The sequence below is a fragment of the Pseudoxanthomonas daejeonensis genome (assembly GCF_022637495.1).
In the GTDB taxonomy this organism is placed as follows: Bacteria; Pseudomonadota; Gammaproteobacteria; order Xanthomonadales; family Xanthomonadaceae; genus Pseudoxanthomonas; species Pseudoxanthomonas daejeonensis.
In genome coordinates this window covers 582,911-603,437 of sequence record NZ_CP093331.1, presented here as the reverse complement: position 1 = coordinate 603,437, position 20,527 = coordinate 582,911, and the positions used below count along the sequence as shown (strand labels likewise).

21 protein-coding genes are annotated in these 20,527 nt (G+C 69.7%); 9 read left to right on the top strand and 12 right to left on the bottom strand.

Going from position 1 to position 20,527, the window contains the following annotated elements:
* Positions 1–94: 94 nt before the first annotated feature.
* The 4 genes from rnk to ahpC form a co-directional block, all read right to left on the bottom strand.
* The gene (gene rnk / locus MNQ95_RS02885; RefSeq protein ID WP_162411214.1) at positions 95–526 is read right to left on the bottom strand and encodes a nucleoside diphosphate kinase regulator; all 432 of its coding nucleotides are present in this window, start codon (positions 524–526) and stop codon (positions 95–97) included.
* A 165-nt stretch (positions 527–691) separates the two neighbouring features.
* On the bottom strand, positions 692–1,663 hold the full coding sequence (gene oxyR / locus MNQ95_RS02880) for a DNA-binding transcriptional regulator OxyR (protein WP_241953739.1): 972 nt from the start codon (positions 1,661–1,663) through the stop codon (positions 692–694).
* An 84-nt stretch (positions 1,664–1,747) separates the two neighbouring features.
* Complete coding sequence (gene ahpF / locus MNQ95_RS02875) at positions 1,748–3,337, bottom strand: alkyl hydroperoxide reductase subunit F (RefSeq protein ID WP_241953738.1); 1,590 nt, start codon at positions 3,335–3,337, stop codon at positions 1,748–1,750.
* A gap of 227 nt (positions 3,338–3,564) precedes the next feature.
* A complete protein-coding gene (gene ahpC / locus MNQ95_RS02870) occupies positions 3,565–4,128 on the bottom strand; it encodes an alkyl hydroperoxide reductase subunit C (protein ID WP_162411217.1) in 564 nt (187 codons plus the stop codon).
* Between the two features lie 196 nt (positions 4,129–4,324).
* On the opposite strand from ahpC, the gene prmC reads away from it, so the two are divergent.
* Together prmC and pip are read left to right on the top strand one after the other, a co-directional pair.
* Positions 4,325–5,179 carry a peptide chain release factor N(5)-glutamine methyltransferase gene (gene prmC / locus MNQ95_RS02865; protein WP_241953737.1) on the top strand — a complete coding sequence of 285 codons (855 nt, stop codon included), beginning with the start codon at positions 4,325–4,327 and terminating at the stop codon, positions 5,177–5,179.
* A gap of 145 nt (positions 5,180–5,324) precedes the next feature.
* Complete coding sequence (gene pip, locus MNQ95_RS02860; protein WP_162411219.1) at positions 5,325–6,266, top strand: prolyl aminopeptidase; 942 nt, start codon at positions 5,325–5,327, stop codon at positions 6,264–6,266.
* A gap of 31 nt (positions 6,267–6,297) precedes the next feature.
* Here pip and MNQ95_RS02855 read toward each other — a convergent pair whose 3' ends face one another.
* From MNQ95_RS02855 to MNQ95_RS02835, 5 genes are all read right to left on the bottom strand, one after another.
* Complete coding sequence (locus tag MNQ95_RS02855; protein WP_241953736.1) at positions 6,298–6,999, bottom strand: DUF2242 domain-containing protein; 702 nt, start codon at positions 6,997–6,999, stop codon at positions 6,298–6,300.
* Positions 7,000–7,158: 159 nt separating this feature from the next.
* Positions 7,159–7,950 carry an N-formylglutamate amidohydrolase gene (locus MNQ95_RS02850; RefSeq protein WP_425605699.1) on the bottom strand — a complete coding sequence of 264 codons (792 nt, stop codon included), beginning with the start codon at positions 7,948–7,950 and terminating at the stop codon, positions 7,159–7,161.
* The gene (locus MNQ95_RS02845) at positions 7,940–8,440 is read right to left on the bottom strand and encodes an NUDIX hydrolase (RefSeq protein WP_241954338.1); all 501 of its coding nucleotides are present in this window, start codon (positions 8,438–8,440) and stop codon (positions 7,940–7,942) included. Before MNQ95_RS02845 ends, MNQ95_RS02850 begins: the two co-directional genes overlap by 11 nt.
* A gap of 123 nt (positions 8,441–8,563) precedes the next feature.
* On the bottom strand, positions 8,564–9,556 hold the full coding sequence (locus tag MNQ95_RS02840) for a 5'-3' exonuclease (RefSeq protein ID WP_425605728.1): 993 nt from the start codon (positions 9,554–9,556) through the stop codon (positions 8,564–8,566).
* Positions 9,544–10,119, bottom strand: coding sequence for a nitroreductase family protein (locus MNQ95_RS02835; protein WP_241953734.1), 576 nt, complete (start codon positions 10,117–10,119; stop codon positions 9,544–9,546). Before MNQ95_RS02835 ends, MNQ95_RS02840 begins: the two co-directional genes overlap by 13 nt.
* A gap of 135 nt (positions 10,120–10,254) precedes the next feature.
* On the opposite strand from MNQ95_RS02835, the gene MNQ95_RS02830 reads away from it, so the two are divergent.
* From MNQ95_RS02830 to MNQ95_RS02815, 4 genes are all read left to right on the top strand, one after another.
* Positions 10,255–12,453, top strand: coding sequence for a DUF1631 family protein (locus tag MNQ95_RS02830; protein WP_241953733.1), 2,199 nt, complete (start codon positions 10,255–10,257; stop codon positions 12,451–12,453).
* Positions 12,454–12,595: 142 nt separating this feature from the next.
* On the top strand, positions 12,596–14,905 hold the full coding sequence (locus tag MNQ95_RS02825) for a DUF1631 domain-containing protein (protein ID WP_241953732.1): 2,310 nt from the start codon (positions 12,596–12,598) through the stop codon (positions 14,903–14,905).
* Between the two features lie 184 nt (positions 14,906–15,089).
* Positions 15,090–16,184, top strand: coding sequence for an NAD(P) transhydrogenase subunit alpha (locus MNQ95_RS02820; RefSeq protein ID WP_241953731.1), 1,095 nt, complete (start codon positions 15,090–15,092; stop codon positions 16,182–16,184).
* A gap of 103 nt (positions 16,185–16,287) precedes the next feature.
* Positions 16,288–16,626 carry a hypothetical protein gene (locus tag MNQ95_RS02815; protein WP_241953730.1) on the top strand — a complete coding sequence of 113 codons (339 nt, stop codon included), beginning with the start codon at positions 16,288–16,290 and terminating at the stop codon, positions 16,624–16,626.
* A 21-nt stretch (positions 16,627–16,647) separates the two neighbouring features.
* Here the strand turns inward: MNQ95_RS02815 and MNQ95_RS02810 are convergent, their stop codons facing one another.
* From MNQ95_RS02810 to MNQ95_RS02800, 3 genes are read right to left on the bottom strand one after another with little or no spacing between them, the layout of a single operon-like run.
* Positions 16,648–17,097 (bottom strand): DUF3106 domain-containing protein, encoded by a 450-nt coding sequence (locus tag MNQ95_RS02810; protein ID WP_241953729.1) that lies wholly within the window; start codon positions 17,095–17,097, stop codon positions 16,648–16,650.
* 4 nt (positions 17,098–17,101) lie between these two features.
* Complete coding sequence (locus MNQ95_RS02805) at positions 17,102–17,479, bottom strand: hypothetical protein (RefSeq protein ID WP_162411229.1); 378 nt, start codon at positions 17,477–17,479, stop codon at positions 17,102–17,104.
* On the bottom strand, positions 17,476–18,045 hold the full coding sequence (locus MNQ95_RS02800; protein ID WP_162411230.1) for an RNA polymerase sigma factor: 570 nt from the start codon (positions 18,043–18,045) through the stop codon (positions 17,476–17,478). The genes MNQ95_RS02805 and MNQ95_RS02800 overlap by 4 nt, the downstream gene beginning before the upstream one ends.
* A 239-nt stretch (positions 18,046–18,284) precedes the next feature.
* On the opposite strand from MNQ95_RS02800, the gene MNQ95_RS02795 reads away from it, so the two are divergent.
* From MNQ95_RS02795 to MNQ95_RS02785, 3 genes are read left to right on the top strand one after another with little or no spacing between them, the layout of a single operon-like run.
* Positions 18,285–18,593, top strand: coding sequence for an NAD(P) transhydrogenase subunit alpha part 2 (locus MNQ95_RS02795; RefSeq protein WP_162411231.1), 309 nt, complete (start codon positions 18,285–18,287; stop codon positions 18,591–18,593).
* On the top strand, positions 18,590–19,087 hold the full coding sequence (locus tag MNQ95_RS02790; protein WP_241953728.1) for a hypothetical protein: 498 nt from the start codon (positions 18,590–18,592) through the stop codon (positions 19,085–19,087). The genes MNQ95_RS02795 and MNQ95_RS02790 overlap by 4 nt, the downstream gene beginning before the upstream one ends.
* Complete coding sequence (locus tag MNQ95_RS02785; RefSeq protein ID WP_241953727.1) at positions 19,084–20,523, top strand: NAD(P)(+) transhydrogenase (Re/Si-specific) subunit beta; 1,440 nt, start codon at positions 19,084–19,086, stop codon at positions 20,521–20,523. The genes MNQ95_RS02790 and MNQ95_RS02785 overlap by 4 nt, the downstream gene beginning before the upstream one ends.
* The last annotated feature ends 4 nt before the right edge of the window (positions 20,524–20,527 follow it).

Genomic DNA, 20,527 nt, shown 5'->3' with positions numbered 1-20,527 from the left:
AGGCGCCAGGCCGGCACGGGCGCCGTCGCGCATCCGGCTACGGCCTCGCCGCCTGCAGGTACTTCCACCGGGCGTCACGCGGCGCGGCCGCAGATCAACGATGGAAGTTGCCCGCCGCTTCAGGCTGGTAGCGGACCGACATCACCCTGAGTTTCAGGCTGCGGCCACCGGGCGCTTCCCAGTCGATCGACTGGCCGACCGACAGGCCGAGCAGGGCGCTGCCCACCGGTGCCAGCACGGAAACGCGGCCGCGCTCCACGTCGGCTTCATTCGGATAGACCAGGGTGAGCACGTGGCGCTCGCCGCTGGCGATGTCTTCGCATTCGACCTGCGAATGCATGGTCACCACGTCGGCAGGCATCTGCTCGGGTGGCCGCACCTCGGCCCGGTTGAGTTCATCGATCAGGGCGAGCGCGGCCGGATGGCGGCTCAGCACCGGTGAATCGAGCAGGGCTTCGAGCCGGGTAAGGTCGCGGCTGGAAATGATCAGGGATGGCGGCAGGCCACTGGTGGGTTGGGCGGTCATGGAAGTCCTCACGGTGGGTCGCGCGACGGGTGCGCGGGGATGGCGAACATGAGAAAAGGGCGGCGCGTTTCCGCTTCCGCCCCCGGGTCTCTGGGTTGTGGTGAAACCGTAGCCCGGAACGGGCCGTGTTTCAACCGGGCGCCGGCCTTCGTGGAGCGGCCGGGTTCAGCCCCAGTCGCTGCGGGGCGGCGGGGCGGCGGCGGTCGTCGCCTGGCCAGGCGCTGGGGCGTTGTCCACGGGCGAAAGCAGGCCCGGTGGCAGCTCGCGGAAGACCTGCGCCAGGTGCTGTAGGAAACCCGCCATGGCCGAGCTGCGGCGCCAGGCCATGGCGATGCTGCGGCTGGGCTGCGAGTCGGTGAATCGCAACAGGTGGATGTTCTCGGAGCGGGCCACCGGCGGCTTCACCGCCAGGGTCGGCAGCAGGGTCACGCCGACATTGGCCGCGACCATCTGCCGCAGCGTCTCCAGGCTGGTGGCGCGGAACTCCGTTTTCTCGTGCGCCCCGGACAGGCGGCACACGTCGAGCGCCTGCTCGCGCAGGCAATGGCCATCCTCCAGCAGCAGCAGCCGCTGGTCGGCCAGTTCGTCCAGGGTCAAGGACTGGCGCTGCGAGAGGGGATGGTTCTCCGGCACGGCCAGCACGAACGGTTCCTCGAACAGGAACTCGGCATGCAGTTGCTCGTCGTGCACTGGCAGGGCCAGCACCGCCGCGTCCAGCCTTCCGTTGCGCAGGCGAGCCAGCAGTTCGTCGCTCTTCTCTTCCACCAGCAGCAGTTCCAGCTGGGGGAAGCGGGCACGCACGCGCGGGATCACGTGCGGCAGCAGGTAGGGCGCCAGGGTCGGGAAAATCCCGAGGCGCACCGTGCCGGCCTCCGGGTCCTGGCTGCGGCGCGCGGCTTCCTTCATCTGCTCGACTTCGGCCACGATCCGGCGCGCGCGCTCGGCCGCTTCGCGTCCTGCCGGCGTCAGCATCACCTTGCGCGGCGCACGCTCGACCAGCGGAACGCCCAGTTCGTCCTCGAGCTTGCGGATCTGGGTCGACAGCGTCGGCTGGCTGACATGGCAGGCAGCCGCGGCGCGACCGAAATGCTTGTGATCGGCCAGGGCCACCAGGTATTTCAGGTCACGCAGGTTCATTGCCGGCAATCCTCCCGGAACGTGCGTCGATCGTGGCCCGGCGTGGCATGCGGCGGGTGGGCCACGGGGCCCACCCTAGCGTGTTCACGCCGCTTCCGCGACCGGCTCGGCTTTCGGTGCCGAGCTGCGGATCAGGTGGTCGAATGCGGCCAGCGCGGCCTTGGAGCCTTCGCCCATCGCGATCACGATCTGCTTGTACGGGACGGTGGTGCAATCGCCGGCGGCGAACACGCCCGGCACGCTGGTCTGGCCGCGGTCATCGACGATGATCTCGCCGCGCGGCGACAGCTCGACCGTGCCCTTGAGCCATTCGGTATTGGGCAGCAGGCCGATCTGGACGAACACGCCTTCCAGGTCGATACGGTGGGAGTCGTGCCCGACGCGGTCGGTATAGGTCAGGCCGGTGACCTTCTGCCCGTCGCCCAGCACTTCGGTGGTCTGCGCGCTGGTGATGATGCGCACGTTGGGCAGGCTGCGCAGCTTGCGCTGCAGGACCTCGTCGGCGCGCAGCGTGCCGTCGAACTCGATCAGGGTGACATGGGAAACGATGCCGGCCAGGTCGATCGCGGCCTCGACGCCGGAGTTGCCGCCGCCGACCACCGCCACGCGCTTGCCCTTGAACAGCGGGCCGTCGCAGTGCGGGCAGTAGGCCACGCCCTTGTTGCGGTACAGGTCTTCGCCCGGCACGTTCATCTGCCGCCAGCGGGCGCCGGTGGACAGGATCACGCTCTTGGACTTCAGCGAGGCGCCGTTGGCCAGCTTGACCTCGACCAGTCCGTCGTCGCCGGCCGGAACCAGCGCGGTCGCGCGCTGCAGGTTCATCACGTCGACCTCGTACCCGCGCACGTGCTGCTCGAGCGCGGCGGCGAGCTTCGGGCCCTCGGTATGCGGTACCGAGATGAAGTTCTCGATGGCCATGGTGTCCAGCACCTGGCCGCCGAAGCGCTCGGCCGCCACGCCGGTGCGGATGCCCTTGCGCGCGGCATAGACCGCCGCCGCCGCGCCGGCGGGGCCGCCACCGACGACCAGCACGTCGAATGCGGCCTTCTTCGCGATCTTTTCCGCTTCGCGCTTTTCGGCGCCGGTGTCGAGCTTGGCGACGATCTCCTCCAGGCCCATGCGGCCGGCGGCGAACACCTGCCCGTTGAGGAAGATGGTCGGCACCGACATCACCTGGCGGCCTTCGACCTCGTCCTGGAACAGCGCGCCGTCGATCGCCACGTGCCTGATCTTCGGGTTCAGCACGGCCATCAGGTTCAGCGCCTGGACCACGTCCGGGCAGTTCTGGCAGGACAGCGAGAAATAGGTTTCGAACGCGAATTCGCCGTCCAGCGACTTCACCTGCTCGATCACCTCGGCCGCCGCCTTGGACGGATGGCCGCCCACCTGCAGCAGGGCCAGCACCAGCGAGGTGAACTCGTGGCCCATCGGCAGGCCGGCGAACGCCAGCGAGATGTCGTGGCCGGGGCTGGTCACGGCGAAGGAGGGCTTGCGTTGCGCGTCGTCGCGGCGCACTTCCAGGCTGACCTGCGGCGAGAGCGCTTCGATGTCCTGCAGCAGCGCGAGCATTTCGGCCGAGCTGGCGCCGTCGTCGAGCGAGGCGACCAGGTGCACCGGGCGGGTGAGGCGTTCCAGGTAGGCCTGGAGCTGGGTCTTGAGGCTGGCATCCAACATGGCGCGGCTCCTTGGGGGAGGGGGCTGGCGGGTCGGCGGCGGCAAGCCGCTGCCGTCGCGCCCGCGGGAACGGGCGCTGCAGGCGAAGGAGTGGACCGGAGCCGACGCGACCTGCGTGGCGTAACGCGACGGGCGGCTGCGTGGGAGCGATGGCTCCGGTCCACTCCCGCGATGGATCGCGGGAGCAGGTGCCCGCCCCGCGCGGGCGGGGAGGGCGGGTGCGGCAGTTAGATCTTGCCGACCAGGTCCAGCGACGGAGCGATGGTCTGGGCGCCTTCCTTCCACTTGGCCGGGCACACCTGGCCGGGGTTGGCGGCGGTGAACTGCGCAGCCTTCAGCTTGCGCAGGGTCTCGGACACGTCGCGGGCGATCTCGTTGCTGTGGATTTCCAGCGTCTTGATCACGCCTTCCGGGTTGATGATGAAGGTGCCGCGCAGGGCCAGGCCTTCTTCCTCGATGTGCACGCCGAAGGCGCGGGTCAGCTGGTGGGTCGGGTCGCCGACCAGCGGGAACTGGGCCTTGCCCACGGCCGGGGAGGTCTCGTGCCACACCTTGTGCGAGAAGTGGGTGTCGGTGGTCACGATGTAGACCTCGGCACCGGCCTTCTGGAACTCGGCGTAGTTGTTGGCGGCGTCCTCGACCTCGGTCGGGCAATTGAAGGTGAAGGCGGCCGGCATGAAGATCAGGACCGACCACTTGCCCTTGAGGCTGGCGTCGGAAACTTCGATGAACTCTCCGTTCTGGAAGGCGGTGGCCTTGAACGGCTTGATCGGGGTGTTGATCAGGGACATGGGGAGGTCCTTTCGGTGGTGGGTGAAGGGAATGATCGCCATGCTAGGGATCTTCGATAGACAGATCAAATCGATTAAAGGAATTAAATAGATAGTCAGTGCCTATCGTAAGCCCAGAGATGCTCTTTGGTGCGATGCGGCGAAGCGGCGCGGACAGGCATTGGCAGGCGCGCGCGCTTGGTCCATCGTTCCGCCGATGAGCCACACCGACACGTCCTGCCGACCCGACTCCCTGCTGCGTGAAGCCGCGCGCCGCATTGCGCGCGAGGACGCGGAACCGCTGCTGGCCCATGCCCTGGGCCGGGACCGCGCCTGGTTGTTCGCGCATGCGACCGACCCGGTGGAGGCCGAACTGGCCGACGGCTTCCGCCAGCTCGTCGAGCGGCGCGCCGCCGGGGAGCCCGTCGCTTACCTGACCGGCCGGCGGGGCTTCTGGACCCTGGACCTTGAAGTCACCCCCGACACCCTGGTCCCCCGCCCGGAAACCGAGTTGCTGGTGGAGCTGGCTCTGGCGCGGATCGGGCCGGACGTCCCCGCGCGGGTGGCCGACCTGGGCACCGGCAGCGGTGCCATCGCTCTGGCCATTGCCAGCGAGCGGCCCGCAGCGGCGGTGGTGGCCACCGACATAAGCGCGCCGACCCTGGCGGTGGCCGTGCGCAATGCGCAGGCGCACCGGCTCGACAACGTCTGGTTCCGTCGCGGCGACTGGGACGAGGCGCTCGGCCGTGACCGTTTCGACCTGATCGCGAGCAATCCGCCCTACATCGCCGAGGGCGACCCGCATCTGGCGCAGGGCGACCTGCGCCACGAGCCGCCGCGCGCGCTGTCTTCCGGCGCGGACGGGCTCGATGCGATCCGCACGATCGTCGCTGCCGCGTCCCGGCACCTGGTGCCGAATGGCTGGCTGCTGCTGGAACATGGGCTGGACCAGGGTGCGGCGGTGCGCGCACTGCTGGAGGCCGCCGGCTTTGCCGAAGTGTCGACGGCGCGTGACCTCGAACAGCGCGATCGGGTCACTCTCGGGCGCCTGCCTTCGCAGGTGCGCGGGTAGGCCGCGGTGCGGTCCCCGTAGCAGGGGCGTCAACGTGCCAAGCGCAGCCTCATCGCTGCGCGTATCCCCGGGGCCTGGTTGGCTCGCAAGGGCGCGTCGCGCAGCGTGCGCTAGAATTCCAGGCCTGTCCGAAGCGAGTCACGGCATGCGCACGCTCTATCCCGAGATCGAACCTTTCGACACCGGCACTTTGCGGGTCGACGGCCGCCACGAGCTCTACTACGAGCAATCCGGCAATCCGGACGGCACGCCGGTGGTGCTGCTGCATGGCGGCCCGGGCGGCGGTTCGAGCGGGAAAATGCGCCGCTTCCACGATCCGGCCAGGTACCGGATCGTGCTGTTCGACCAGCGCGGTGCCGGGCGCTCCACGCCGCACGCCGACCTGGTCGACAACACCACCTGGGACCTGGTGGCCGATATCGAGAAGCTGCGCGCCAAGCTGGGGATCGAGGCCTGGCAGGTGTTCGGCGGCAGCTGGGGTTCGACCCTGGCGCTGGCCTATGCGCAGACCCATCCGCAGCGCGTCACCGCGCTGGTGTTGCGTGGCATCTTCATGCTGCGTCGCTGGGAGCTGGAGTGGTTCTACCAGGAGGGCGCGAACCGCCTGTTCCCCGATGCCTGGGAGCACTACATCGCGGCGATTCCGCCGGTGGAGCGCCACGACCTGATTTCCGCGTTCCACCGTCGCCTGACCAGCGAGGACGAGGCGACCCGCCTGGCGGCCGCGCGTGCCTGGAGCGTGTGGGAGGGGGCGACCAGCTTCCTGCACGTGGACCAGGATTTCGTCAGCAGCCACCAGGATCCGCAGTTCGCCCTGGCCTTCGCCCGGATCGAGAACCACTATTTCGTCAACGGCGGCTTCTTCGAGGTGGAAGACCAGCTGCTGCGCGACGTGTATCGCATCGCCGGGATTCCCGGCGTGATCGTGCATGGACGCTACGACGTGGTCTGCCCGCTGCAGAACGCATGGGAGCTGCACAAGGCCTGGCCGAAGTCCAGGCTCGAGATCACGCCGGCTTCGGGACACTCGGCCTTCGAGCCGGAAAATATCGATGCCCTGGTGCGCGCCACCGACGCGTTCGCCTGAAGCCAGGGCGCGCCACGCGCCCTGAAGGCACTCAGCCGCCCGTGGCGGGCGGCGGCACTGGCAGCACTGCGGGAGCGTCCTGCGTCGAGGCGGGTGCCGCCGACGGCGGCGTGACGGGCGCAGGTGCGGGCGCCGCCTCCGGCGACAGCTCCGCCGGCAATGGCTGCGGATACATCGGAACCGGGAACAGGGTCGGTTGCGCCTGGGGCGCGGCCGATGCCTTGGCCGGGCGCTCGATTTCCTCGGGCAGGAAACGGTCGAGCACGGCGAAGAACCGCTTGTAGAAGTTCGGGTCCTGCAGCGTCTCGCTGGCGACCTTGACCAGCGAATCGTCGCTGGAGCCGATCGGCAGCGACAACGAACCCAGTGCGCTCACGCCCACGCTGGCATTGGTGTTGCTCTTGCGCAGCGCGTAGCGGTCCTGGACCGCGTTGACGAAGACCACGGTCTGCTGGTCGCCGCGCATCTGCGGCATGCACACCGCGCGGAACTCGACCTGCTCGTGGCTCTCTTCCTGCTGGAAGTACTTGCGCGCCTCGACCACGTCGGCCTCGGCGCGGCCGACCACGAAACCCTGGCTCAGCAAAGCGCGGCGCACCGCCTCGCAGGCCTGGGCCGGGGAATGGTCGAGGCTGCGCGAGTAGGTATTGGAGGAATCGAACGCCTCGTAGGCGCTCTGCGATGGCTTGGTCCTGCCGCCCATTGCGCAGCCACCCACGAGGGTGGCCAGCATGACGGGGAGCAGGAGCGGCAGAAGGATCGGGCGTGGCGCTGGCATCGTGCAAATCGTGGGAGAAGCGGGCAACCGGCCGAGTATGCCGGATCGCAGGCAGCGTGAACGCATCTCGGTGGGACCGGTTACAGTGCGGCCGGTCACGGATTCACTTGCCACTCAGCGTGCGACGAAGCGGGCTTCGAGCGATGGCAGCAATCGCGCCAGTCGACGTGCCCACAGTTGCTGCCCGGCTTCGTCGGCGATCAGGTCCTGGCGGATCTCCAGTTCCACGTGGGCCAGGCCGCGTGCTTCGCCATGCACCGGGACGGCGTAATCACTCGTATCGCTGACCGAGTACGGCTGGTTGTCGCCGACGACGAGGTCGCCTTCGTCGCGCAACGCATCGCGCAGTGCATGGGCCAGGCGCGCGTCGCGGTGGTAGAGCACGCCGCAGTGCCAGGGCCGCGCCACGCCGCCCATCGCCGGGGTGAAGCTGTGCAGCATGACCAGCAGGGTGGGTTGGCCGGAAGCCTGGCGCTGGTCCAGCGCCTGCGCGATCCGGGCATGGTAGGGGGCGAAGATCTCGTGCACGCGCGCATCGCGGTCCCCGGCGGCGAGCCCGGCGTTGGCTGGAACCGGCGTGCCGTCGCTGCTGGTGGCGACCAGCGTGGTCGAATCCAGCGGCCGGTTGCAGTCGATGACCAGCCGCGAATAGTTCTGCAGGATCGTCCACGCGCCGAGCAGCGACGCCAGCTGCCGGGCCACGCCTGCGATCCCGATGTCCCAGCCGATGTGCCGGTCGATCTCGCCCGCGGGCAGGCCCAGGTCGCCGAGTGCGCGCGGGATCGCCTGGCCTGCGTGGTCGGCCACGAACAGCCATGGCGTGATGGAACCGGAATGCAGCAGCTCGAAGGGCGGGGGATCGCCCGGGCGAAGCAGTCCGCTTCCGCCGCCCGCGTCAGGCCCCACGCGGCGTCCCGTCCAGGTTGTGGTCGATCATCCACAGGCCGGCCCAGAGCTTGGCGTCCAGCTCATAACCTTCGCGCAGCTTTCCGGCCAGCCAGGCGGCGGCCCGCGCGCGCGGCACTGCGTGCACGGTGATGTCTTCGCTGGCGTCGCCGCCGCCGGTGCCGACCTTGCTCAGGCCGGTGGCACGGACGAAGGCGATCTTCTCGCTGCTGGCGCCCGAGGAGGTCGGGCCGATCATCAGCACCTCCGCGTGCGTGGCGGTCCAGCCGGTCTCTTCCTCGAGTTCGCGGATCGAGGACTGCTCGATCGTTTCGCCGGCGTGCACGTCGCCGACCAGGCCTGCGGGCATCTCGATGGTGCGTGCCTGCAGGGGCACGCGGAACTGCTCCACGAACAGCACGTCGTCATCCGGGGTCACCGCGATGATGATTGCCGCCAAGCCGCCGGCATGGGTCCGCTCGGAATATTCCCAGGTGCCGCGCACGACCATGCGCTGGTAGCGGCCTTCGTAGACGGTGCGGGGCTCGGCGGAGCGCGCCGCATTGGCGGGATGGGCGGTGGCCGCATCGGCGGGCGAGGGGATGGAATGGATGTCGTGCGTCATGGACGGATGCTAAGCCGGAAACGATGACGGATGCGCGGCGTCGTCGCGGCCTTCCAGACCCGCCGCGGTACGCAGCCGGCGCCGGGTCATCGGTCCGAAGCGCAAGGTGGTTGCCAGCGCGTCGAGCATCTCCGGATCGGCCTCACCGCGTGACGCCGCGGCGCCGTCGTAGTCCAGCGGCGCATCGCAGGCGATCGTGGTCAGTTGCCGGCACAGCAGCGCCAGGTCGCGTTGCTCACGCAACCGGATGGCGACCTGGGCCGCACCGCGCAGTCGCAGGAAGGCAATCTCGTCGATCCTTTCCAGCAGCACGTCGAGGCTGCCGAAGTGCGCCAGCAGCACCGCCGCGGTCTTGGCGCCGACGCCACCGACCCCGGGGATGTTGTCGACCGCATCGCCGGTCAAGGCCAGGTAGTCGGCGATCTGGTGGGCGTGGACGCCGTGCCGTGCCTTGACCCCGGCCGCGCCCCAGCGCTGCGCGCGGGCGTAATCCCATTGCTCGTCGTGATCGCCGAGCAGCTGCGACAGGTCCTTGTCGGCCGACACGATGACGCTGCGGTAGCCGGCCGGGCGCGCGCGATGCACCGCGCTGCCGATCAGGTCGTCGGCTTCATAGTCGTGATGGGCCAGCACCGCCAGGCCCAGGGCCACGCACAGGGCCTTGCAGTGGGCGAACTGGCGGCGCAGTTCTTCCGGGGCCGGTTCGCGGTTGGCCTTGTACGCGGCATACAGGCGGTGACGGAAGCAGCTGTCCAGGGCTTCGTCGAAGGCGATGGCGATGTGCCGCGGCCGTTCGCGCTCGAGCAGGTCGAGCAGGAAGCGGGCGAAGCCATGCACGGCGTTGGTCGGCCAGCCGTGCGCGTCGCGGAATTCGTCGGGCATCGAGTGCCAGGCGCGGAACACGTACAGGCTCGCGTCGACCAGGTGCAGGGTCGGCAGCGCCACCGGCGAGCCAGTTGCCGCGCCGAAGGCGGGGACGCCTTCGGGATTCACGGCACCCAGTCCGTCAGCAGCTGCCGCGGGTCGGGCCGGTCGCGCTCGGGGACGTCCTGCAGCGGCGTGCCGATATGGATGAAGCCGATGATCCGTTCGCCGTCGGCCAGGCCCAGGACGCGGGCCACCTCGGCGTCGTAGGCCATCCATGCGGTCAGCCACTGCGCGCCGAAGTCGAGCGCCTGCGCGGCCTGCAGCAAGGCGAAGCAGGCGCAGCCTGCGGTCAGCAGCTGTTCCTGTTCGGGCACCTTGTGCCCGGACTGCAGCCGGGCGATGACGGCAACCACGACCGGCGCATGCGAGAAGCGCTGGCGATCCTTCTCCACGGCGTGCGGCGGTGCGTCCGGGTCGCGCTGCACGGCGCGCTCCGCCAGGAACGCGCCGAGTGCATGGCGCGCATCGCCGTGGATGCGCAGAAAGCGGAACGGCACCAGTTTCCCGTGGTCGGGCACCCGCACCGCCGAGGCGAGCATGCGCAGCAGGGTGGCTTCATCGGGGCCCGGTTCACCCAGTTGCATCGAAGGCACCGAGCGTCGCTGGTCCAAGGCTTGCAGGGCTGGAAGTGTGCGCATACTCTCAAATTGCTCAAGTCCGGCCGGAGCGTGCCGAAAGGTGGGAAGTATAGGCGCCCACCCCGCACGCCCCGGGTCAGGGACGGACCGGGCCTGCACACGCGGTTCATGTGCGCGCCTTAAATTCACAGGCCGATGCAGACACCGCCCCTCGTAGACGAATTGCCCAGTCGCAACCTGGACCTGCTCAACCAGGTACGGGAAAGCATCCTGCTGCCGCTGGCCGATGCGTTCGCCGCGGAGCTGGACGGAATCGGGAGTGGCCTGTTCGAACTGGCGGACAAGGCGCCGCCCGCGCTGCAGAAGGACTATTTCGACGCGATCCAGGAGCTGCGCCGCGAGCGCGAGTCGCTGGTCGCACGCTTCCGTGCGCACCTGGCCAAGGCCTGGCAGGCATTGGAGGCCGGCCGGCCGTTGTCGGTGGAACGTACGCTGTCGCGTGGCAACGACCTGACCCTGGTCGCCGATACCGAGCTGGAGGTGCGGCTGGCCGTGCGCAACCTCGCCGGCGCGATCCAGCAGCAGTGGCGCCCCGAGCTGATGCGTCTGGACCGCTACCTGGGTTTCATCGCGGGCGGTTTCCGACTCGACGGCGACAGCAATCCGATCGGGCCCGAACACCTGGGGGTGGCGGTCTATGCCGCTTTCTCCACCGCCGGCCTGGCCACCCGTGCGCAGCTGGCTTCGGTGCGCCTGTGCGAGCCGGGCATGGTCGAACGGGTCGGCATCCTGTACGAGGGACTGGAGCGGCAGCTGCTCGCCATCGCACGCAACGTGGACCTGCCCGAAGGGCGTTCGCGTCGCCGGGGCATTCCCGGCCAGCCCGCGGCCATGCGCGAATCGCCCGACTGGATCTCGCGCTTCTTCAGCCAGTGGCAGGGGGGGCAGCGCCCAGGTCCAGGCAATCCGATCGACGTGCATGCCCGCGGCGACCATGAGCTTCTGCCCGCGGAGCTGCACCGGCTGCTGCAGGGCGCGCGTACCGACACGGGACCCGATGCGTCGGGAGCCGGGGCGCGGCCGTTGTCGCCACGCGAGCTGGCCTCGGCGCTGTCGTTGCTGCAGACCGCACCGCATGGCGGCTTCGACGAGATCGACGCCGCGGTCGACCTGCGCACGGGGCTGCATCGCGAGGTGCTGGCGCACGCCGTGAAGCTGGGCGTGGACCCGGGCACCGTGCGGATCGACCCAGGCGACGCCGATACCCTGGACCTGGTGGCGATGCTGTTCCAGGCGCTCCTGGCCGAGTCGCAGCTGCGCCCGGAATTGCGGCCGGTCCTGGGGCAGCTGCTTGCGCCCGTGGCCAAGGTCGCGTTGCAGGATCCCCGCCTGTTCGTGCGCGACAGCCATCCGGTGCGGCGCCTGCTGAACATGCTGGCCGACGCCTGCGACGGCAATCCGGCCGAGACCGCGGCCGAGCTGGCGTTGCTGGCGCAGGTGCAGGGCATCACTGCCCGGGTGGTGCGCGATTTCGACGAGCACCTCGGTGTATTCCTGCAGGCCGAGGCCGAATTCGGCGCCTATCACGAGCAGTACCGCCGCCGCGTCGAGATCGCGGAACGGCGTGCGGCCGAACTCCAGCGCGCCGAAGAGCGCCGCCTCGATGCGCGCGCCCGTGCCGGCACGGCGCTCGACGCGCGCCTGCGTGGACGCACCGTGCCGCCGGTGCTGGAAGATTTCCTGCGCCGGCCCTGGTTGCAGCATTTTGAACGGATCGCCCTGCGCGAAGCCGCGGCCGATGGCCCGTTGCAGGCGTCTGCCTTGAAGCTGGCCGACGGCCTGCTGTCGGCCAGCGACGGCCCGGCAGGTCGCGACGATGCCTGGCTGGAGGCGCAGCGGCCGGTGCTGCAACGGATCTATTCCGAGGCCGGGTTGGCGGCCGCCCCTGCCGGGGTCACGGCTGGTGCCCTGCTGGACGTGCTGCTCGGACTCCAGGCGGCGGACCTGCCCCCGCCGGAGCTGCCGCCGGCGCCAGCGGCCCCGGTCGCGATCGAGGACGCCGCCGACTCGCCGCTGCCCGAGGAGTCGCCCGAGCAGCTGGGCTTCGACATCGACACGGCCGAATACTTCCAGGCGCTGCCGCTGGGCACCTGGCTGGACTTCATCGACCGTCTGGGCCGGGTGCAGCCGGGCAAGCTGGCCTGGGTCAGCCCGATCTCCGGCCGGCGCATGTTCGTCAACCGGCGCGGGTCGCGCTTCTGCGTCGCCTCGCCGGAGCAGCTGGCAGCCATGGTCCAGCTGGGGCGCCTGCGCCTTCACCGCGAAGAGGACGCTTTCTACAGCGCCATGCAGTCGGTGGTCGATTTCCTGGACATGCCAGCCGTGGCGGCCTGACCGGCATGGGCACAAGTTGCCCCTCGGCGGCAGGAACTGCCCACTGGGTCACGGATGCCGGGATGCTGGCCCCGTACGATGCACTGGCGGCAATGGGGAGCCGCATCCCCCTGCTCCCATTGCCTGCGCCGGAGCTGCGCGCATGAGTCCTACCCAGCAAGACCCGACCCTCCACCATGCACGAGACCCGCGCCTGCTCGCGATGGTCCGCGATGCGTTCCTGCCGCCATTGGGCGACGCGTTCGCCGCGTCCGTGGCGCGCTACGACGACGTCCTGTTCGACCGCGCCGAGCGTGCCGGTGGATCGCAGCTGCTGTTCCTGGATGGCATGCGCGAGCTGCGCCGGCGCCGCGAAGAGATCGCCGCGCGCTTCCGCGCCCAGCTGGCCCTGTCCTGGCGGTCGCTGGAGGTGGGCACCCCCCTGTCGGCCGAGGCGGCCCTGTCCAGCCAGGCGGGCGCATTGAGCCTGGTGGCCGAACACGAACTGGAATCGCGCCTGGCCGTGCGCAACCTCGCCAGCGTGATGCTGCGCGACTGCAAGCCGGCGCTGGCGCGCCTGGATCGCCGGCTGGGCTGGATTGCCGGTGGCCTGGAGCTGGACAGCGACAGCAACCCGATCAGCCCCGAACACATCGGCGTGGCCGTGCACGAGGCCTTCGCGACCTCTGAGCTGGCGCCGGAAGTGCGCCTGGTCCTTATCAAGCTGTGCGAGCGCGACCTGTCGTCGACGGTGGGCAAGCTGTACGAGGCGCTGGACCTGCGCCTGGTGCGCGAAGGCGTGCTGCCGGGCGCCCCGGCTGCCGGGCGCGGACAGGCTCGACCGGCACGCCAGCCCGATTCGGCCTGGGCCGAACCGGCTGCCGACGAGTACTCCCCGGCCTGGGCCTCGCGCTTCATGCAGCGCTGGCAGGAAACCCGCGGCGCGATGCAGGAGCACGGCATCGATGTGCCCGACTTCGGCGCAGGTGCCGGCCAGGCCGGACCCGGCGGCTCGGGCATGCTGCTCGACGCCCTGCACCAGATGTTGCAGCAGAGCCGCGAACTGCGCGGCGGTCCCGACCAGGCATCCGCCGGCGTGCATGCCACGCAGGCCGGCCAGCGCCCGCTGAGCCAGCGCGAGATGCTGTCGGTGCTGTCGCTGCTGCAGGCCACCCCCAGCGCATCGCTCAGCGCGGCGATCGGCGACGAGCAGGAGTCGCTGTCGCAGCGGCTCAAGAGCGAAGTGCTTTCCAACGCCAGCCAGCTGGGCATGGACCCGGCCAGCACCCGCCTGGATCCGAAGGACGAGGATGCGATCGACCTGGTTGGCATGCTGTTCGACGTGCTGCTGGACGAACGCGACCTCGCCGGACGTCCGCGCGAGCTGATCGGCCGGCTGGTGGTTCCGTTCGTCAAGGTCGCCTTGCTGGACCGGCGCATGTTCGTGCAGAAGACCCATCCGGCGCGGCGCCTGCTCAATGCGCTGGCCGAGGCCTGCGAGGGCAACCAGGGCGAGAGCGCTGCCGAACGCACCTTGCTGGCCAAGGTCGAAGAGGTCATCCACCGCCTCGTGGCCGAGTTCAACGAGAACCTGGCCATCTTCATGACCCTCGAGGAGGAGTTCCGCGACTTCCTCGAACAGCACCGCCGCCGCATCGAGATCACCGAGCGTCGCGCTGCCGAGATCCAGCGCGGCCAGGAGCGGCTGGAGCTGGCGCGCAACCGCGCCGAGTTCGAGCTGGCTTCGCGGCTGGAAGGCCGCCAGCTGCCGCAGGCGGTCGCCGAATTCCTGCGCAACCCGTGGCAGCACCACATCACCCTGGCGCTGCTGCGCGAGGGCGAGGTCGGCGACGTGTTCACCGAATCGCTGGAGCTGGCCGACGGGGTCCTGGAAGAAGTGGCCGAGGCCCAGCGCCACATCGTCGGCAAGCTCTGGCTGCAGAACTGGCAGACCGGCCTGCGCCAGGTCTTCTCGAGCGTGGGCCTGCATGGCGATGCCGCCGAAGCGGCCATCGGAGCCCTGCACGACACCCTGCAGGCCGTTGCCGACGCGCGCCCCGAGATGGAACGGCCATTGCCGGAGCTGCCCGCCGTGGCCCTGCCGCAGCCGGTGCCGGTCGAGCGCGGCGCGATCGAGCTGGTTGCCGGTACCGACACCCTGGATTTCGACAACGCCGATGCCGACCGCATCCGCGCGCTGCCGGTCGGCACCTGGCTGGACTTCATCGACAAGGACGGCCGCGTGCAGCCGGGCAAGCTGTCGTGGGTCAGCCCGATCTCCTCGCGACTGCTCTTCGTCAACCGCCGCGGCGTGCGCTTCTGCGTGGCCTCGCCGGAGGAACTGGCGGTGATGGTGCGGATGGAGCGCCTGCGCATGCACGTCGCCGACGACGGCGCATTCGACAGCGCGATGCAGGGCGTCATCGAGCGCCTGGACATGCCGCAGCCGAAGGAAGCGGTCACCCTGCACTGAGCCGCGCGGCGCCGGCCGCGGAAAGCGATCCGGACAAGCGGCCACGCCTGCCAGGCGTGGCCGTTTTCTTTTGCGCAGGCGCGGGGCCGCACCAGCGATTCCGATGAAACCATCGGCCGGGCGCCGGGCCGCGCCCGGGGTTTGCTAGCATCGCCGCTCGGTCCGGATCACGGCGAGGGGACGCATGGCGGTCGAAGTGCTGGTGCTGAAGGAAGGCGCGCGGGGCGAGAAGCGCGTTGCAGCCACGCCGGAAACGGTGAAGAAGCTGCTGGCCGCGGGTGCGCAGGTGCAGGTCGAGTCCGGCGCTGGCCTGGGTGCGGGCATCACCGACCAGGCCTACCTGGATGCCGGAGCCACCCTTGCCGGGCCCGGTGCGCGTGCCAGCGCCGGCCTCGTGCTGTGCGTGCAGGCGCCCACGGCTGACGCGATCGATGGCCTGAAGCAGGGCGCGACGCTGGTCGGCGTGCTGCATCCGCAGGCCGACGAAGCGCGCGCTGCCGCGATCCAGGCGCAGGGGCTGCATGCCTTTCCGCTGGAGCGGCTGCCGCGCACCACGCGTGCGCAGGCGATGGACGTGCTCAGTTCGCAGGCGGGCATGGCCGGTTACAAGGCCGTACTGATCGCCGCGCAGCTGGCGCCGCGCTTCTTCCCGATGCTGACTACCGCGGCGGGCACGATCCGGCCTTCGAAGGTACTGATCGTCGGCGCAGGCGTGGCCGGGCTGCAGGGCATCGCGACTGCGCGGCGCCTCGGCGCGCAGGTCGAGGGTTTCGACGTGCGCCCGGAGACGCGCGAGCAGATCGAATCGCTGGGCGGCAAGTTCCTGGACCTGGGCGTGAGCGCGGCCGGCGAGGGCGGTTACGCGCGCCAGCTCACCGACGAGGAGCGGGCGGAGCAGCAACGGCGCCTGGCCGAACACCTGCGGGGCATCGACGTGGTGGTCTGCACCGCGGCAGTGCCGGGAAGGCCCGCGCCGAAGATCATCACCGCGGCGATGGTCGCCGGGATGAAGCAGGGCAGCGTGATCGTGGACCTGGCCGCCGAGACCGGCGGCAACTGCGAACTGACGCGCCCGGGCGAAAGCTACGAACACGACGGGGTGACCATCGCCGGGCCGCTCGACCTGGCCAGCATGGGCGCGGTGCACGCCAGCGAGATGTACGCGCGCAACGTCTACAACTTCGTCGCGCTGTTCCTGAAGGACGGCGCGCTGTCGGTCGACTGGAACGACGAGTTGCTGGCGAAGACCGTATGGCCGCAGCGCGAGCCGGCGGGCTGAACGCGTCCGCATGATGCCGGCCCCAGTGTGGTGGCTTACGGGTGCGGCGCTGGGACTGCTCCCGGCACTGGCGATCGGCCAGTCGCCGACCGCAGATCGCCTGGTGAGCGTCGCCTACGGTCGCTTGATCGAAAATCCGGCCGCCTATGCGGGCAGGAAACTGTCGGTTCCCGCGTGTGCCGCTACGGCAGCCCATCACGGCGCGTACTTGTACGATTGCCGTGATGCGGATGCGCAGATCCTGACATTAGGTGGCAGTCCCGCAGCGGAGATAGACCTGTTCGGTGCGCGCAGCGTGGTCGAGTCGCGCCGCGTCTCGGCAAAGATGATGGGCGTGCTGGAATGGCGCCCCAATGCTCTCCCGGCCTGCTGCCTGGACCCTAGATTCATCTTCCATCTGGAGTCGGTGTCGGAGGTCAGGGCGTTGCCGGACGGTCTGTAGCAAAGGTTGCCAGCGGATGGATCAGGGCTTGGACGGGGCCGGCTGGCTGCGCAACCACTCCTGGCGCTGCTCGGGCGACATCTTCTTCCAGCGGTCGCGGAATGCCTGGCGCTGCTCGGGCGTCATGGTGCGGGTCTGCTCGAAGATCGCACGTGCCCGTTCGCGCTGCTCGGGGCTCATCTCTTCGAAGCGGCGCATTCCGCGGCGTGCGCGTTCGCGCTCCTCCGGAGGCATCGTCTTCCAGCGGCGCGCATGGTCGAGCATGCGCGCGCGTTCCTGCGGCGAATCGTTCCAGCGCTCGCGCACTGGTGCGATCAGGGCTTCGCGCTGATCGGGCGTGAGCTGGTCCCAGGCCGGCAGCGTGGCCGCGGCAGGTTCCGAAGGCATCCTGGGAGCCTGCGCGGACTGTGCGATCGCGGCGAAAGGCAGCAGCAGGGCGAGCAGGCAGGCGGCGGTGCGAAGCGGCTTCATGGCCTTACTCCATTGCGAGTGCGGTGGCGTCGACCGAGTCGAGCCAGACATAGAAGCCGGGGTCTTCCTGCAGCGACTGGGCCGGGTCGGCGGTGGTGGCGGCATCCTGCACCGCCGGTACGCCAGCCACCTGCGGCGCCCCGGCCGGGCCAGGCTGCGTGCCGGGCAGCAGCATGACGGCCATTGCCACCGCGGCAGCCACGGCGCCACCGGCCAGCCAGGGCGCGAACAGCCGTCGCCGCGGGCCTGCGGAGGCAGCGTGGCGTGCCTGGCGCAGCCGGGCGAGGGTTGGCGCGGAAGTATGTGCCAGCGCGGCGGCATGCAGCTGGCGCGCCAGCCGGTCGTCGTCGCCCTGGTCGTGCAGATCGGGTGCGGTCGTCATCGGACGTCCTCCATGTGCGAATTCAATGCCTGGCGCGCGCGCGATAGGTGGGTCTTTACCGAGCCTTCCGAACAGCCCATGGCGCGCGCGGTGGTCGCCACGTCGAGTTCTTCGAAGATGCGCAGGGTGAAAGCCTCGCGTTGCCGTGCCGGCAGCGCGCGCAGCGCTTCCACCAGGCGCGCATAGGCCTCGCGCTGCTCGTGGGCCTGGGCCGGACCGGCGCCGGGGTCGGCCCAGTCGATGCTGGCGTCGTCGGCGTCCGGAGTGTCGCCTGCGGGGCGCAGCCAACGCAGCCGGAAGCGGGCGCGGCGCTGCAGGTCGATGATGCGCCGGCGCAGGATGCTCCAGAACAGCGGGGTCCATTCCGCGGCAGGGCGCTCCCGATAGGCGAGCATCTTCATCATCGCGTCCTGCACGGCGTCCAGTGCGTCGTCGCGGTTGCGCAAACCGGCTTCGGCGAAACGGAAGGCGCGGGTACCGACGTCAGCCAGGAAGGCGTCCAGCGACGCCCAGACGGGCGTCGCCCGCGTTTCCCAACCTGGATCGAGGGGCGTGGTCACCAGCACAGCTTAGCCGCGTGCGCCTGGGCGCTCGAGCCGGTCGGCGGCGAGCGAGGGGCCGGTCAGGCCGAGCGGCAGGAGGGCGGACAGCAGGGGCAAGCAGCGATCCTTCATCGAAGTCCTCCAGTCGCGGTGGTCGGTACACCCTGGAAACGCATGCAGATGCAACCGGTTGACCGGGCTGTGCAGCGTTCAGGCAGCGGTTATCATCCGGGCGGGCGCTGAGCCCGGGGGAGTGGGCGGTGATGAACGACGGTTTCGTTGCGCTGTACATCTTCATGCTGGCGGCCATCGCCGGGCACGTGATCATTTCGCGGGTGCCGGTGATCCTGCACACGCCGCTGATGTCGGGCTCCAACTTCATCCACGGCATCGTGCTGATCGGTGCCATGGTCGTGCTCGGCCATGCCGACACCACCCTGGAGAAGGCGATCGGATTCGTTGCCGTGGTCCTGGGCGCGGGCAATGCGGCGGGCGGCTACGTGGTCACCGAGCGCATGCTTGAGATGTTCAAGAGCAGCAAGAAGCCCTCGTCGAAGGGCGGGTCCAAGTGAGCGCACGGGACCTGGCGGCCGGGGGCTGGCGCAGTCCGCGCAAGCTGTTCCATGCGGCGAGTTACCTGCAGTACCCGTTCATGGCGCTGGCCGTCTTCTACGTGGCCAGGCCGTACTTCAACGGCTTCGATTCGATCTTCGCGGACTTCAACCTCGCCCTGCTGCATGCGGGCGTGGGGATCGGGTTCTCCTCGCTGCAGGACCCGACCACCACGCAGAACGAGATTTCGCGCAAGGTCTGGGAGGATGCGCGCAAGGGCAGCTGGGCGATCGGGCTCATCGCTGCGACCGTGGTGCTGTCCCTCGGCGGCGGCCTGGCCGCGCTCTACATGGCCGGTGATTCGGCGTGGTCGCAGCTGGCGATGGGGATGGTCGGCCTGGGCCTGGGAATGTTCGGCCTGCTGAAGACGGCGATCGAGATGTTCGAGAACCATCGACTGGACAGGAATCCGTCGCGGGTCAAGCCCGCGGCAACGCAGGGGGAGGCGGCATGAACATTGGGGAATTCGATTTCCGGACCTGGCTGGTCGGTGCCAGCTACCTGGTGGCGGCCACGCTGTTCCTGCTCGGCCTGCAGCGCATGGCCTCGCCGGCCACGGCGCGCAGCGGCATCCAGTGGGCCGGGATGGGCATGCTGATCGCCACCGCGGCGACCTTCCTGCTGCCGGGCCTGCACAACATGCCGCTGATCGTGACCGCGCTGGTGCTGGGCACGGTGACGGCATGGATTTCCGGCAAGCGGGTGGCGATCACCGACATGCCGCAGATGGTGGCGCTGTACAACGGCATGGGCGGCGGCTCGGCTGCGGCGATCGGCGCGGTGGAACTGCTGCGTTTTTCGGCGCTGGCGCACGGCGCGCCGGTCGGCGCGGAAGGCGCGGTGACGCACCCCGGCACGGTGGTGCTGACGCTGGCCGTGCTCGGTTCGGCTATCGGCGCGGTGTCGCTGTCCGGTTCGATCATCGCCTGGGCCAAGCTCGATGGCCGGCTCGACCGGCGAGTGGTGTTCCCGGGGCAGCAGGCGTTCAACCTGCTGGTGGCGTTGGCCATGGTGGTACTCGGCGTGATGGCCGCGGTGACGCTGCAGCCGTGGGCGATCGTGGCCTTCTTCGTCGTCGCGCTGGCGCTGGGCGTGCTGATGACCCTGCCCATCGGCGGCGCCGACATGCCGGTGGTGATCTCGCTCTACAACGCGTTCACCGGCCTGGCGGTGGCCTTCGAGGGCTACGTGCTGGGCAACGAGGCGCTGATCATCGCCGGCATGATGGTCGGCGCGGCCGGCATCCTGCTGACGCGGCTGATGGCCAAGGCGATGAACCGGCCGATCAGCGGCGTGCTGTTTTCCAGCTTCGGGCCCGGCAACGGGGAGATGCAGGAAATCACCGGCGCGCAGAAGCCCATCGAGGCCGGCGACGTCGCGGCGATGATGGCCTTCGCCGAGCGCGTGGTGATCGTGCCGGGGTACGGCCTGGCCGTGGCCCAGGCCCAGCACAAGATCTGGGAACTGGCGCAGCGGCTGATCGAGCGCGGGGTCAAGGTGAAGTTCGCCATCCATCCGGTCGCCGGGCGCATGCCCGGGCACATGAACGTGCTGCTGGCCGAAGCCGGGGTGCCGTACGACCTGATCGCCGACATGGACGACATCAACCCCGAATTCCCGAACACCGACGTCTCCCTGGTGATCGGCGCCAACGACGTGGTCAATCCGGTGGCCAAGACCGATCCGGCCAGCCCGATCTACGGCATGCCGATCCTGGACGTGGTCGAGTCGAAGAACACGATCGTGATCAAGCGCGGCAAGGGCACCGGTTTTGCCGGCATCGAGAATGCGCTGTTCTATGCCGACAACACGCGGATGCTCTATGGCGATGGCGCGGAGATGGCCAGCGCCCTGGTCAGCGAACTCAAGGCGCTGGACGGCGGGCACTGAGCCC

What these genes read in the sequence shown, in the direction of transcription:
- rnk (WP_162411214.1), bottom strand. Translation starts at nt 526, where the DNA reads ATGACCGCCCAACCCACCAGTGGCCTGCCGCCATCCCTGATCATTTCC.
- oxyR (WP_241953739.1), bottom strand. Translation starts at nt 1,663, where the DNA reads ATGAACCTGCGTGACCTGAAATACCTGGTGGCCCTGGCCGATCACAAG.
- ahpF (WP_241953738.1), bottom strand. Translation starts at nt 3,337, where the DNA reads ATGTTGGATGCCAGCCTCAAGACCCAGCTCCAGGCCTACCTGGAACGC.
- ahpC (WP_162411217.1), bottom strand. Translation starts at nt 4,128, where the DNA reads ATGTCCCTGATCAACACCCCGATCAAGCCGTTCAAGGCCACCGCCTTC.
- prmC (WP_241953737.1), top strand. Translation starts at nt 4,325, where the DNA reads ATGAGCCACACCGACACGTCCTGCCGACCCGACTCCCTGCTGCGTGAA.
- pip (WP_162411219.1), top strand. Translation starts at nt 5,325, where the DNA reads ATGCGCACGCTCTATCCCGAGATCGAACCTTTCGACACCGGCACTTTG.
- MNQ95_RS02855 (WP_241953736.1), bottom strand. Translation starts at nt 6,999, where the DNA reads ATGCTGGCCACCCTCGTGGGTGGCTGCGCAATGGGCGGCAGGACCAAG.
- MNQ95_RS02845 (WP_241954338.1), bottom strand. Translation starts at nt 8,440, where the DNA reads ATGGTCGTGCGCGGCACCTGGGAATATTCCGAGCGGACCCATGCCGGC.
- MNQ95_RS02835 (WP_241953734.1), bottom strand. Translation starts at nt 10,119, where the DNA reads ATGCGCACACTTCCAGCCCTGCAAGCCTTGGACCAGCGACGCTCGGTG.
- MNQ95_RS02830 (WP_241953733.1), top strand. Translation starts at nt 10,255, where the DNA reads ATGCAGACACCGCCCCTCGTAGACGAATTGCCCAGTCGCAACCTGGAC.
- MNQ95_RS02825 (WP_241953732.1), top strand. Translation starts at nt 12,596, where the DNA reads ATGAGTCCTACCCAGCAAGACCCGACCCTCCACCATGCACGAGACCCG.
- MNQ95_RS02820 (WP_241953731.1), top strand. Translation starts at nt 15,090, where the DNA reads ATGGCGGTCGAAGTGCTGGTGCTGAAGGAAGGCGCGCGGGGCGAGAAG.
- MNQ95_RS02810 (WP_241953729.1), bottom strand. Translation starts at nt 17,097, where the DNA reads ATGAAGCCGCTTCGCACCGCCGCCTGCCTGCTCGCCCTGCTGCTGCCT.
- MNQ95_RS02805 (WP_162411229.1), bottom strand. Translation starts at nt 17,479, where the DNA reads ATGACGACCGCACCCGATCTGCACGACCAGGGCGACGACGACCGGCTG.
- MNQ95_RS02795 (WP_162411231.1), top strand. Translation starts at nt 18,285, where the DNA reads ATGAACGACGGTTTCGTTGCGCTGTACATCTTCATGCTGGCGGCCATC.
- MNQ95_RS02785 (WP_241953727.1), top strand. Translation starts at nt 19,084, where the DNA reads ATGAACATTGGGGAATTCGATTTCCGGACCTGGCTGGTCGGTGCCAGC.